This window comes from Streptomyces sp. HPF1205, from assembly GCF_020400825.1.
In the GTDB taxonomy this organism is placed as follows: domain Bacteria; phylum Actinomycetota; class Actinomycetes; order Streptomycetales; family Streptomycetaceae; genus Actinacidiphila.
In genome coordinates, this window is record NZ_JAINVH010000014.1 from 71,655 (window position 1) to 84,109 (window position 12,455).

The window sequence follows — 12,455 nt, forward strand, 5'->3', positions numbered from 1 at the left end:
TCCGCGCCAGGCGCACACCGCCTACGTCGGAACGATATCTGGCGCGCCCAGCCGCGCGGCATCCGCGGTCAGGTCGTCGGGCTGCAACTGCGACTCGCGCTCGGCCTCCACCCGCTTCTCGTAGTAGGCGACCTCCTTGTCGACCTGGGCGTCGTCCCAGCCCAGGACGGGGGCCATGAGCTCGGCCGCCTCGCGGGCGGTGCGGGTGCCGCGGTCGAACGTCTCGATCGAGATACGCGTACGGCGGGCCAGCACGTCGTCCAGGTGCCGGGCGCCCTCGGCGCGGGCGGCGTGGACGATCTCGGCCTTCAGGTAGTCGTCGGCGGCGGGCAGCGGCTCCCCCAGCGACGGGTCCCGGGCGATCAGGTCCAGGATCTCCTCGCTCTCCGAGCCGTACCGGTTGAGCAGGTGCTCCACCCGGGCGACGTGGATCCCGGTACGCATGGCGGTGCGCGCCCGGGCGTTCCACAGCGCGTGGTAGCCCTCGGCGCCCAGCAGCGGCACCTCCTCGGTGCAGCAGTCGGCGACCCGGCGGTCCAGGCCGTGCACGGCCTCGTCGACGGCGTCCTTGGCCATCACCCGGTAGGTGGTGAACTTGCCGCCGGCCACCACGACCAGCCCCGGCACGGGGTGCGCCACGGTGTGCTCGCGCGACAGCTTGCTGGTCGCGTCGGACTCGCCGGCCAGCAGCGGGCGCAGCCCCGCGTACACGCCCTCCACGTCGTCCCTGGTCAGCGGGGTGTGCAGCACCGAGTTGACGTGTTCGAGCACGTAGTCGATGTCGGCGCTGGAGGCGGCGGGGTGCGCCTTGTCCAGGTTCCAGTCGGTGTCGGTGGTGCCGACCAGCCAGTGCCGGCCCCAGGGGATCACGAACAGCACGCTCTTCTCGGTGCGCAGGATCAGCCCGGTGGTGGAGTGGATGCGGTCCCTGGGCACCACCAGGTGGACGCCCTTGGACGCGCGCACGTGGAACTGGCCGCGCTCGCCGATCAGCGCCTGCGTCTCGTCGGTCCACACCCCGGTGGCGTTGACCACCTGGCGGGCCCTGATGTCGTGCTCCGCGCCGGATTCGACGTCCAGCACGCGGGCGCCGACCACGCGCTCGCCCTCGCGCAGGAAGGTGGTGACCTTGGCGCCGTTGGCGGCGAACGCCCCGTAGGAGGTGGCGGTACGCACCAGGGTGACGACGAAGCGGGCGTCGTCGACCTGGGCGTCGTAGTACTGCAGCGCCCCGACCAGGGCGTCCTTGCGCAGCGCCGGGGCGACCCGCAGGGCGTGCTTGCGGGTGAGGTGGCGGTTGAGCGGCAGCCCGCGGCCGTGCCCGGAGGAGACGGACATGATGTCGTAGAGCGCGACGCCGGAGCCCGCGTAGAGCCGCTCCCAGCCGCGGTGCTTGAGCGGGTAGAGGAACGGCACCGGTTTGACCAGGTGCGGGGCCAGCCGCTGCAGCAGCAGGCCGCGCTCCTTGAGGGCCTCGCGCACCAGGGCGAAGTCCAGCATCTCCAGGTAGCGCAGCCCGCCGTGGATGAGCTTGCTGGCCCGGCTGGACGTACCGCACGCCCAGTCGTGCGCCTCGACGATGCCGACGCTCAGCCCCCGGGTCGCGGCGTCCAGGGCGGTGCCGGCGCCGACCACCCCGCCCCCGACGACCAGCACGTCCAGCTCCTGCTCCGCCATCCGGGCGAGGTGTTCGGCCCGTTCGGCGGGGCCCAGTGTCGTGGTACGCATCCTGCCCTCCGTGCCTGCCTGAGCGGTCGGGGTACGGCCCGGGGAACCCCCGGGTCCCCTCCTTCGATAGTGACCGCCCACGGCGGCGGCGGCCACCCCGATCGGCGCGCCGCATGGTCATATCACCGATTTGTCTGGTTAGCCTGTTTTAGAGTCGCTTGTGAGTCCATTGGAGTGGCCGACGCGCTCCGCCCTGTTTCCGGGCGGTCACCGTCCGCTGCCCGGGAGAGGACGGACCATGCCCGCTGGACCCGTGCCCGCAGACCTCGCCGTGCTCGGCCTCGGCCGCCAGGGCCTGCCCCTCGCGCAGGCGGCCACGGCCGCCGGGCTCGGCGTGATCGGCTACGACCCCGATCCGGCCGCGGTCGCCGAGATCAACGCGGGGCGGGCGCCGGCCGGCGCGCTGCCGCCGCAAGGCCCCGGCGGGTCCCCGGCCGCCGACCTGCGCCGGATGCTCGCCGGGGGCTTCCGGGCCACCGCGGAGCCCGCCGTGCTCGGCCGGGTCAGGACCGCGGTGATCTGCGCGCCGACCCCGCCCGGCGAGGACCACGCGCCGGACCTGACCGCGCTGACCCGGGCGGCCCGGGCGCTGGCGGCGCACCTGCGCCCGCACACCACCGTCGTGCTGGAGTCCGCGGTCCACCCCGGCACCACCGAGGACTTCCTGCGCCCGCTGCTGGAGTCCGGCGGGCTGCGGGCCGGCCGCGACTTCCACCTGGCGTACTCCCCCAGCCGCCTCGATCCCGGCAGCCGCGACTTCCCCCTGGCCGGCATCCCCAAGGTGGTCGGCGGCTGCACCCCCGCCTGTACCGAGGCCGCCGCCGCCTTCTACGGCCGCTTCACCGAGCGGATCGTACGGGCGCGCGGGCCGCGCGAGGCCGAGGCGGTCAAGATGCTGGAGACCAACTACCGGCACGTCAACATCGCCTTCGTCAACGAGATGGCGGTCTTCTGCCACGACCTCGGGGTGGACCTGTGGGACGTGATCAGGTGCGCCGAGACCAAGCCGTTCGGCTTCCAGGCGTTCCGGCCCGGACCCGGTGTCGGCGGGCCGGCCGTGGCGCTCGACCCCAACGCGGCGCCCGCCTTCGCCCGGGCCCGGTTCCGTACTCCAGGACACCCGCTGCGGATGGTCGAACTCGCCCAGGAGGTCAACGGCCGCATGCCGCGCTACGTCGTCCAGCGCGCCGCCGCGCTGCTCAACGAGCACGGCAAGTCGCTGCGCGGCGCGCGGGTGCTGCTGCTCGGCGTCACCTACAAGGCCGACCTCGCCGACCAGGAGGGCGCGCCCGCCCGGGAGATCGGCGCGCGGCTGATCGACATGGGCGCGCAACTGGGCTACCACGACCCCTACGTGCCGCAGTGGCGGGTACTGGACCGCCCGGTGCCGCGGGCCGACTCGCTGTGGGAGGCCGCGGCCGACGCGGACCTGACGCTGCTCCTGCAGCACCACCGCACCTACGACCTGCAAGGTCTCGCGGTCAAGGCCCAACTGCTCCTGGACACCCGGGGGGCCACTCCCGCGGGGGCCGCCGAGCGGCTGTGAGGCGACGGGGCCGTGGTGATCCTGTAACGACCGCCCGATTCAACTTGTCCGATTGTCGTAGCCCCCTGCTAGATTTCGGCGTCATCGTGGCGCGCTGCGCACTGTTCGCACCGCCGTTCACCGTCTTCGGGGGGACCCTTCATGAGCTCCAGCTACCCGCCGCCCCAGCCTCCGGCCGGCCAGAACCCGTACGGCGGCCAGAACCCGTACGGCGGCCAGCAGCAGTACGCCCCGCCCGCTCCTGGCCAGTACCCCGCCCCGGCGCCGGGCGGCTTCAACGGCATGGGCTACCCGGCCCCCGCCCCCGCCGCCCCGGCCCGCAGTGACGCCGGCATGGCGATCCTGGCGGGCATCGGCTCCATCGTGGTGCTCACCGCGGTCTACGGCGGCATTCTGCGGGCGATGTCCAAGAACGACGGCAGCTTCTACGAGTTCCGGCTGATCGCCATCGGTGTCGGCGCCCTGGCGGGCCTGGCCATCGGCAAGGCCGGCGGCCGCAGCGCCGCCGTTCCCTTCGTCGGCCTCGTCTCGGCGCTGGCCGCCGTCATCTTCGGCGAGCTGTTCGGCGGCGCCCTCATCATCAGCCACTACGCCTCCACCCACGGCGGCAGCGTCTCCGTCAGCAACGTCCTCTTCCATCACTTCGGCCTCCTGTGGGACGCCTGGAAGGCGGACTTCGGCGTCAAGCGCTTCATGTTCCTGGCGTTCGCCTGCCTGGCCGGCTTCGGCGTCTCCAAGAGCGTCGGCAGCCGCTGACCGCACCCGTACGACGGCCGAGGGGCCCGTACCGCTGATCCGGGCGGATCAGCGGTACGGGCCCCTCGCCGGTGCTGTGAGCGGCGGTCAGCGGTGGTTCGTGGTCGGGGAGACGGTGACCTCCACGCGCTGGAACTCCTTCAGGTCGGAGTAGCCGGTGGTGGCCATGGAGCGGCGCAGGGCGCCGAAGAGGTTCATGGAGCCGTCGGGGGCGTGCGAGGGGCCGAGCAGGATCTCCTCGGTGGTGCCGGCCGTGCCGAGGTTCATCCGCTTGCCGCGCGGGAGTTCGGGGTTGACCGCCTCCATGCCCCAGTGGAAGCCCCGGCCGGGCGCGTCCGTGGCGCGGGCGAGCGGCGAGCCCATCATGACGGCGTCCGCGCCGCAGGCGATCGCCTTGGGCAGGTCGCCGCTGGAGCCGAACCCGCCGTCGGCGATCACGTGCACGTAGCGTCCGCCGGACTCGTCCATGTAGTCCCGGCGGGCCGCCGCCACGTCGGCGACCGCGGTGGCCATCGGCACCTGGATGCCCAGGACGTTGCGGGTGGTGTGCGCGGCGCCGCCGCCGAAGCCGACGAGCACGCCCGCCGCCCCCGTCCGCATCAGGTGCAGCGCCGCGGTGTAGGTGGCGCAGCCGCCGACGATCACCGGCACGTCCAGCTCGTAGATGAACTGCTTGAGGTTCAGCGGCTCGTGCGAGCCGCTCACGTGCTCGGCGGAGACGGTCGTGCCCCGGATGACGAAGATGTCCACCCCGGCGTCCACCACGGCCTTCGAGAACTGCGCGGTGCGCTGCGGGGAGAGCGCGGCCGCGGTCACCACGCCCGCCTCCCGGACCTCCTTGATGCGCTGCCCGATCAGCTCCTCGCGGATCGGCGCCGCGTAGATCTCCTGCAGCCGGCTGGTGGCCCGCGAGTCGTCCAGCTCGGCGATCTCCGCCAGCAGCGCCTCGGGGTCCTCGTAACGGGTCCACAGGCCCTCCAGGTTCAGCACCCCGAGCCCGCCGAGGTTGCCGATCCTGATCGCCGTCTCCGGCGACACCACCGAGTCCATCGGAGCGGCCAGGAACGGCAGCTCGAACCGGTAGGCGTCGATCTGCCACGCGATCGAGACCTCTTTGGGGTCCCGGGTGCGCCGGCTCGGCACCACGGCGATGTCGTCGAACGCATACGCCCTGCGGCCCCGCTTGCCCCGCCCGATCTCGATCTCTGTCACAGCCCGCGCCTCTCTCTCCTGGCCTCGCGCCCCCAGTATCCCGCACCCGGCGGTCGCAGATCACCCTCCGCACCAGGGGTGATACCGAGACTGCGGAGGCGGTTCGGCACCGATGGGGACATGGGGGAGCCTTCCCTTCATAGGGTGATCAAGCCGTCACATTTATCATCTTGTGTGCTTGTGGAGATCTCGTGCAGGATTCATGGACAACGGTCACAGGGGAGGACCGGCCGGACATTCGGAGCTGACGTGCACGACCTGGCGGAATCGCGCTCCCCGGCACCCGCGCGGACGCGCCCGCGCGAAGCCGCGCCCCCGTACCGTACGAGCCACCGGCGCCCCCGGCACGCCACGGGCCGCGCGCACGCCGCCGAGGACTTCACCGGCGGCCGGCCCCGGCTGATCGCCCTGATCCCCGCGCACAACGAGCAGGACCGGATAGCGGCGGCCATCGCGGGACTCGACGCGCAGACCCGGCGCCCCGACCTGGTCGTCGTGGTCGCCGACAACTGCACCGACGCCACCGCGCTGACCGCCCGGCAGGCCGGCGCCGAGGTCTTCACCACGCACGGCAACACCCACAAGAAGGCCGGCGCCCTCAACCAGGCCATCGCCTGGGCGCTGCCCCACCTGGCCGACCACGACCTTGTGCTGGTGCAGGACGCCGACACCGTGCTCAACCCCTGGTTCGCCGAGACGGCCGCGGGCACCTTCAACCGCAAGGTCGGCGCGGTGGGCGGCGTCTTCTACGGCGAGGAGGGCGGCGGGCTGCTGGGCCTGCTGCAGCGGATGGAGTTCCACCGCTACGCCTGGGAGATCGAGCGGCGCGGCGGCAAGGCGTCGGTGCTCACCGGTACGGGGACGATGTTCCGCGCGCGGGTGCTGCGGGAGGTCCGCGCCGCGCGCCGGGCGGGCCGGATCGGCGGCGGCAGCGAGTACTACAGCCTGGCCTCCCTCACCGAGGACGACGAGATCACCAAGGCGGTCAAGACGCTCGGCTACCGCACGATGTCGCCCGCGGGCTGCGCGGTGACGACCGAGGTGATGCCGAGCCTCGGCAAGCTGTGGCACCAGCGGATGCGCTGGCAGCGCGGCGCCCTGGAGAACCTGCGGGACTACGGCTGGACCAAGGTGACGGCGCGTTACTTCGTGCAGCAGTTCATGATGGGCTTCGGCGCGCTGAGCTTCCTGGTGTACCTGGCCTTCATGACGCTCACCCTGCTCACCTTCGGCTGGCCGGGGCTGTCGCCGTTCTGGACCGCGATCGGGCTGATCTTCATGGTGGAGAAGGTCGTCTCGGTACGCAGGGCCGGCCCGCGCGCGGTCGCCGTGGCCCTGCTGATGGTGCCCGAGATGCTCTACGACCTCTTCCAGCACGCCGTGTACTTCGTCTCGCTGTGGGGACTGCTCCGGCGCAGCGAGGAGAAGTGGGTGGCGACCTGACCAGCCCGCCACCCGACCGGCCCGCCACCTGCCCCGCCCCGGCCACCTGACCGGCCCGGCCGCCCGGCCCGCCCGGCACCGTGGCCCCTTCGATCTCCCCCCACGCACCGCACCACCCACCACGACCGCAGCAGCAGCACAGGAGGAGACGTATGTACGGAAGAGTCGTCGGCGCCGGCACCACGGGAACGGCGGGTGCCACGCTCGCCGCCACCGGCGTGTGGATGCACAGCGTGGCGCTGTTCGTGGCCGCCACCACCCTGGTCACCGCGGGCCTGGCCCTGGTCAAGCTGGCGCCGCGCCGCCGGACCCGCTGAGACCGGTCGGTCACGACGAAGCGGGCCGGCGTCCTCGCCGGCCCGCTTCGTCGTTCGACCCTGGTCAGCCGTGGTAGTTGGGCGCCTCGACCGTCAGCTGGATGTCGTGGGGGTGCGACTCCTTGAGCCCGGCCGCGGTGATCCGCACGAAGCGGCCCTTGGTCTCCATCTCGGCGATGGTCGCCGCGCCCACGTACCCCATGGTCTGGCGCAGGCCGCCGACGAGCTGGTGCAGGACGGCGGACAGCGGGCCGCGGTAGGGCACCTGCCCCTCGACGCCCTCGGGCACGAGCTTGTCGTCGCTGGCGACCTCTGCCTGGAAGTACCGGTCCTTGGAGTACGAGCGGCCCTGCCCGCGGGACTGCATCGCGCCGAGCGAGCCCATGCCGCGGTACGACTTGAACTGCTTGCCGTTGATGAACAGCAGCTCGCCCGGGGACTCCTCGCAGCCGGCCAGCAGGCTGCCCAGCATCACCGTGCTCGCGCCGGCCGCCAGCGCCTTGCCGATGTCGCCGGAGTACTGCAGGCCGCCGTCGCCGATCACCGGGACGCCCGCGTCGCGGCAGGCCTGCGCGGCCTCGTAGATCGCGGTGACCTGCGGGACGCCGATGCCGGCCACCACGCGGGTGGTGCAGATGGAGCCGGGGCCGACGCCGACCTTGACGCCGTCCACGCCCGCGTCGATCAGCGCCTGGGCGCCGTCCCGGGTGGCGATGTTGCCGCCGATGACGTCCACCGGGACGTTCGACTTGATCTTGGCCATCCAGTTCAGCGCGTTGCTGTTGTGGCCGTGCGAGGTGTCCACGACCAGGAAGTCGACGCCCGCGCCGACCAGAGCCTGGGCCCGGTCCAGCGCCTCGGGGCTGGCGCCCACCGCGGCGCCGACCACCAGCCGGCCGTCCTTGTCCTTGGCCGCCCGCGGGTACTGCTCCGCCTTCACGAAGTCCTTGACGGTGATCAGGCCCTTGAGCCGGCCCTCGTCGTCGACCAGCGGCAGCTTCTCGATCTTGTGGCGGCGCAGCAGCTCCATCGCGTCCGTGCCGGAGATGCCGACCTTGCCGGTGACCAGCGGCATCGGGGTCATGACCTCGCGGACCTGGCGGGACCGGTCGTTCTCGAAGGCCATGTCGCGGTTGGTGACGATGCCCAGCAGCCGCCCGTTCGCGTCGGTGACCGGCACTCCGCTGATCCGGAACCGCGCGCACAGCGCGTCGGCCTCGCCGAGCGTGGCCTCCGGGCGGACCGTGATCGGGTCGGTGACCATGCCGGACTCGGAACGCTTGACCAGGTCGACCTGGGCCACCTGGTCCTCGATCGACAGGTTGCGGTGCAGGACGCCCACGCCGCCCTGCCGGGCCATCGCGATCGCCATGCGGGCCTCGGTGACCTTGTCCATGGCCGCGGACAGCAGCGGGATGTTCACCCGCACGTTGCGCGAGACCAGCGAGGAGGTGTCGACCTGGTTCGGCAGGACCTCCGACGCACCGGGCAGCAGCAGCACATCGTCGTAGGTCAGCCCGAGTGTGGCGAACTTCTCGGCTACTCCGTCGGCGTTCAGCGACATGACACCTTCCCGAATGGTCTTGCCCGGTGAGTTGTTCAATGGTAGTGGCTGAGCCGCTATTCCCCGGACCGATCACTGTGGGCAAGGCCGCACGCGGGCGGAGGCCGTTCCCGACCGCGTGCGCGGAGCCGCACGCACGGCTGTACGTACGGCCGCAAAGCGCGGGCGCGGGGCCGCACGCACGGGCTGTACGTACGGCCGCAAGGCGCGAACGCACGGCGCGGACGGCCCGCGCGTCTACGCCGTCAGGCCGCGGGTGTCCGCCGCGCTCTCCTCGGCGATCGCCCGCAGCCGGCTGAGCGCGCGGTGCTGGGCGACCCGCACCGCCCCCGGCGACATCCCGAGCACCCGGCCGGTCTCCTCGGCGCTCAGCCCGACGGCGACCCGCAGCAGCACGAGTTCGCGCAGGTGCCCGGGCAGCCGGTCGAGCAGCTTCTTGGCCCAGGCCGCGTCGCTGTTGAGCAGCGCCCGCTCCTCGGGACCCAGCGAGTCGTCCGGCGTCTCGGGCATCTCGTCGGACGGGACCGCGGTGGAACCGGGGCCGCGCATGGCGGCGCGCTGGAGGTCGGCGACCTTGTGGGCGGCGATGGAGACGACGAACGCCTCGAACGGCCGCCCCAGGTCCCGGTAGCGCGGCAGGGCGCACAGCACCGCGAGGCAGACCTCCTGGGCGAGGTCGTCGACGAAGTGCCGCGCGTCACCGGGCAGCCGGGACAACTTGGTCCGGCAGTACCTCTCGGCGAGCGGATGGACATGCGCGAGCAGTTCGTGCGTGGCCCGCGGGTCGCCGTCCACCGCGCGGCGAACGAGCGCACCAATGGCCGGGGTGTCGTCGTCGCGCATCCACCCATGGTGCCTCGCCGCCGGACGTTCCGCCGCATCGCGGTCGGACTTCTGCACCGAAGCGTTATGAGCGGCCGTGGCCGTCGCTGTCATCTCCGCCATATGAGGCCCCCGCCGATCCCCGAGGAAGTCCATACCTCAAGCATGCGTCCTCCCCCGGGAAACCGAGGACTCCCCGCCGACATCACCGCGCCGCGCACCGTGCTCCGCACCGCGCGGCGCGGCCCGCGCACCGGACCGCACGGGTCCGGAACCCGGGTCAGCGGACCAGGCCCCAGCGGAAGCCGAGCGCCACCGCGTGCGCCCGGTCGGAGGCGCCGAGCTTCTTGAACAGCCGCCTGGCGTGCGTCTTGACGGTGTCCTCCGACAGGAACAACTCGCGGCCGATCTCCGCGTTGGACCGCCCGTGGCTCATGCCCTCCAGCACCTGGATCTCCCGGGCGGTGAGGGTGGGCGCGGCGCCCATCTCGGCCGAGCGCAGCCGGCGGGGGGCGAGCCGCCAGGTGGGGTCGGCCAGCGCCTGCGTCACGGTGGCCCGCAACTCGGCCCGCGAGGCGTCCTTGTGCAGGTAGCCCCGGGCGCCGGCCGCGACGGCGAGCGCGACCCCGTCGAGGTCCTCGGCCACGGTGAGCATGATGATGCGGGCGCCGGGGTCGGCGGACAGCAGCCGCCGTACCGTCTCCACGCCGCCCAGGCCGGGCATCCGGACGTCCATCAGGATGAGGTCCGAGCGGTCGGCCCCCCAGCGGCGGAGGACCTCCTCGCCGTTGGCCGCGGTGGTTACGCGCTCGACGCCGGGCACGGTCGCCACCGCCCTGCGCAGGGCCTCTCGGGCGAGCGGGGAGTCGTCGCAGACGAGGACGGATGTCATGGCCGCCCTCCGCAGCAGAACCGCGTCACGTTGTGCCTCCAGGCTGTACGAAGTACGAATCTTCACCGGTGGGGCCGACGGCTCGGGCAGGCGCCCGAATCGGACGTTCCGCCGACCGCTTCCGCCTCACTCAACGACCCTCACCCGAAAGAGTTACGGGATTGGGGCGGCGCGATCGGCACTCTACGTGATCATGCGCGTACTGATCACTCACGCCGCAGGTCAGCGCGCGTGGCAGCCGGGTGACGCGGGTGGTTTCGGGAGTTCGCGGGGGGCGCGTGGAGCGGCGAACGCACGCGGTGCGGCGCCCGTTGAGCGCCGAGACCGGGGGTTTATGCCGGAGTTGGAAGATGTCTGCCTGTTTGGCCGCTCTTTTCTGGTGTGCGGGCTAATCGCCGCTAGATTGGCGATGAGTCATATTTACATCTACTACGACAGTAGATGTACGGTCGAGAGGTCGAAGCCTCCGACCATCCCGCACCCTCCGAGGGGATCAGCAATGGCAGACTTCTCCCGCCTTCCCGGCCCCAACGCGGACCTGTGGGACTGGCAGCTCGTGGCCGCCTGCCGCGGCGTCGACAGCTCGTTGTTCTTCCACCCGGAGGGCGAGCGCGGGGCCGCCCGCAGCGCGCGGGAGGCCGCCGCGAAGGAGGTGTGCATGCGCTGCCCGGTACGGGCCGAGTGCGCCACCCACGCCCTGGCGGTGCGGGAGCCGTACGGCGTGTGGGGCGGGCTGACCGAGGACGAGCGGGAGGCCATGATGGGCCGCTCGCGCCACCGCGGCACGGAGGCGCACGACGCGGACCACGAGGAGGCCGGGCACGACGCGCACCACCCGCGCATGCGCCACCGCGCGCACGAGCACGACCCGGATTTCGACCCCGATTTCGATGCGGATTTCGGCCCGGATTTCGACTTCGAGCCGGACGACGACCACGATCCGCGGCGCGAGCACGTCCGCGACCACCCGCACGACCGCGTGCACGAGCACACGCACGACCACGGGCACGACCACGGGCACACGCACGACCACGGGCACGACCGGGCGCACGACCGCCCGTACGACCGCCCGTACGACCGGGCACGCGACCACGGGCACGAGCACCCGCACGAGCACGCGCAGGAGCACCAGCACGCACGCCGTTGACCGGCACCCGCGGCCGTCGTCGTCGAAGAATCGATTCTGCCGCCAACCCCTCCCCCCTCGGCCTCATTTCCCCTGCCGCAGCGCCGCCCGCGCCAGCCTGGCCAGCATCATGTCCACCGCCGGGACGTGCGCGAGATCGGGCAGCGTGAGGGCGACCACCTCGCGCTCGACGGCCGGCAGCAGCTCCACCACCCCGACGCCTCTGGCCCGCACCGCCTCCAGGGCGAGTTCCGGCAGCACCGCCACCCCCAGGCCCGCCGCGACCAGGCCGACCACGGCCGGATAGTCGTCGGTGGCGAAGTCGATGCGGGGCGTGAACCCGGCGCGTTCGCACAGCTCGACCAGGTGGCGGCGGCAGCGCGGGCAGCCGGCGATCCACTGCTCGCCCGCGAGTTCGCCGATCACCGCACCGCCCTCGCGCCCGGCCAGCGGGTGCCCGTCGGGCACCAGGCCGACCAGCCGGTCGGTCAGCAGCGGCCGCACCACCAGGTCGTCCCACGACTCCTCGCCGGGCGTGGGCAGGTCCACGTAGCGGAAGGCGAGCGTGATGTCGCAGTCGCCGGCCCGCAGCATCTCCACCGAGCGCGGCGGCTCCGCCTCGACCAGCGAGACCTTGGTCCCCGGGTGGTGCGCGCGCATGTCGGCGACCGCGTCGGGGACGATCGTGGAACTGCCCGAGGGGAACGACGTCAGCCGCACCCGCCCCGCCCGCAGGCCCGCGATCGCCGCCACCTCCTCCTCCGCGGCCGTCAGCCCGGCCAGGATGCCCGCCGCGTGCCTGACCAGCGCCTCGCCGGCTTGCGTCAGCCGCATCTCCCGGGCGCCGCGGACCAGCAGCGGGGTGCCCGCGGCGCTTTCCAGCGCCTTCATCTGCTGGCTGACGGCGGGCTGGGTGAAGCCCAGTTCGCGGGCGGCGGCGGAGAACGATCCGGTGCGCGCCACCGCGCGCAGCACCCGGAGGTGACGAGCTTCGAACATGGTCCAACCATAAGCGATTCTTAGGGGTACCCGACAAATATCCGCAATGG

General features: G+C 72.6%; 10 protein-coding genes and 1 pseudogene. 5 read left to right on the forward strand and 6 right to left on the reverse strand.

Annotation, left to right across the window (positions count from 1 at the left end; translation table 11 throughout):
* Positions 1–21: 21 nt before the first annotated feature.
* Complete coding sequence (locus tag K7G61_RS17745; protein ID WP_225847845.1) at positions 22–1,728, reverse strand: glycerol-3-phosphate dehydrogenase/oxidase; 1,707 nt, start codon at positions 1,726–1,728, stop codon at positions 22–24.
* 253 nt (positions 1,729–1,981) lie between these two features.
* Between K7G61_RS17745 and K7G61_RS17750 the strand changes: the two genes are divergently transcribed.
* Complete coding sequence (locus K7G61_RS17750) at positions 1,982–3,274, forward strand: nucleotide sugar dehydrogenase (protein WP_225847972.1); 1,293 nt, start codon at positions 1,982–1,984, stop codon at positions 3,272–3,274.
* 141 nt (positions 3,275–3,415) lie between these two features.
* Positions 3,416–4,030, forward strand: a complete 615-nt coding sequence (locus tag K7G61_RS17755; protein WP_225847846.1) for a hypothetical protein — start codon at positions 3,416–3,418, stop codon at positions 4,028–4,030.
* 87 nt (positions 4,031–4,117) lie between these two features.
* Here the strand turns inward: K7G61_RS17755 and K7G61_RS17760 are convergent, their stop codons facing one another.
* Positions 4,118–5,242, reverse strand: coding sequence for a GuaB3 family IMP dehydrogenase-related protein (locus K7G61_RS17760; RefSeq protein WP_225847847.1), 1,125 nt, complete (start codon positions 5,240–5,242; stop codon positions 4,118–4,120).
* A 399-nt stretch (positions 5,243–5,641) separates the two neighbouring features.
* Between K7G61_RS17760 and K7G61_RS17765 the strand changes: the two genes are divergently transcribed.
* Both K7G61_RS17765 and K7G61_RS17770 read left to right on the forward strand, forming a co-directional pair.
* Positions 5,642–6,685, forward strand: a complete 1,044-nt coding sequence (locus tag K7G61_RS17765; protein ID WP_225847973.1) for a glycosyltransferase family 2 protein — start codon at positions 5,642–5,644, stop codon at positions 6,683–6,685.
* Between the two features lie 152 nt (positions 6,686–6,837).
* Positions 6,838–7,002 carry a hypothetical protein gene (locus K7G61_RS17770; protein ID WP_225847848.1) on the forward strand — a complete coding sequence of 55 codons (165 nt, stop codon included), beginning with the start codon at positions 6,838–6,840 and terminating at the stop codon, positions 7,000–7,002.
* A gap of 64 nt (positions 7,003–7,066) precedes the next feature.
* Here K7G61_RS17770 and guaB read toward each other — a convergent pair whose 3' ends face one another.
* From guaB to K7G61_RS17785, 3 genes are all read right to left on the reverse strand, one after another.
* Positions 7,067–8,566 carry an IMP dehydrogenase gene (gene guaB, locus K7G61_RS17775; protein WP_225847849.1) on the reverse strand — a complete coding sequence of 500 codons (1,500 nt, stop codon included), beginning with the start codon at positions 8,564–8,566 and terminating at the stop codon, positions 7,067–7,069.
* 237 nt (positions 8,567–8,803) lie between these two features.
* The gene (locus K7G61_RS17780; protein WP_225847850.1) at positions 8,804–9,409 is read right to left on the reverse strand and encodes a sigma-70 family RNA polymerase sigma factor; all 606 of its coding nucleotides are present in this window, start codon (positions 9,407–9,409) and stop codon (positions 8,804–8,806) included.
* Between the two features lie 259 nt (positions 9,410–9,668).
* Positions 9,669–10,280, reverse strand: a complete 612-nt coding sequence (locus K7G61_RS17785; protein ID WP_003948568.1) for a response regulator transcription factor — start codon at positions 10,278–10,280, stop codon at positions 9,669–9,671.
* 499 nt (positions 10,281–10,779) lie between these two features.
* Between K7G61_RS17785 and K7G61_RS17790 the strand changes: the two are divergent.
* A pseudogene (locus K7G61_RS17790) lies at positions 10,780–11,061 on the forward strand (WhiB family transcriptional regulator); the annotation flags it as partial.
* 429 nt (positions 11,062–11,490) lie between these two features.
* Here K7G61_RS17790 and K7G61_RS17795 read toward each other — a convergent pair.
* Complete coding sequence (locus K7G61_RS17795) at positions 11,491–12,405, reverse strand: LysR family transcriptional regulator (protein ID WP_225847851.1); 915 nt, start codon at positions 12,403–12,405, stop codon at positions 11,491–11,493.
* Between the last annotated feature and the right edge of the window lie 50 nt (positions 12,406–12,455).

Coding starts and splice junctions, on each gene's coding strand:
- K7G61_RS17745 (WP_225847845.1), bottom strand. CDS start 1,728: ATGCGTACCACGACACTGGGCCCCGCCGAACGGGCCGAACACCTCGCC.
- K7G61_RS17755 (WP_225847846.1), top strand. CDS start 3,416: ATGAGCTCCAGCTACCCGCCGCCCCAGCCTCCGGCCGGCCAGAACCCG.
- K7G61_RS17770 (WP_225847848.1), top strand. CDS start 6,838: ATGTACGGAAGAGTCGTCGGCGCCGGCACCACGGGAACGGCGGGTGCC.
- guaB (WP_225847849.1), bottom strand. CDS start 8,566: ATGTCGCTGAACGCCGACGGAGTAGCCGAGAAGTTCGCCACACTCGGG.
- K7G61_RS17780 (WP_225847850.1), bottom strand. CDS start 9,409: ATGCGCGACGACGACACCCCGGCCATTGGTGCGCTCGTTCGCCGCGCG.
- K7G61_RS17785 (WP_003948568.1), bottom strand. CDS start 10,280: ATGACATCCGTCCTCGTCTGCGACGACTCCCCGCTCGCCCGAGAGGCC.
- K7G61_RS17795 (WP_225847851.1), bottom strand. CDS start 12,405: ATGTTCGAAGCTCGTCACCTCCGGGTGCTGCGCGCGGTGGCGCGCACC.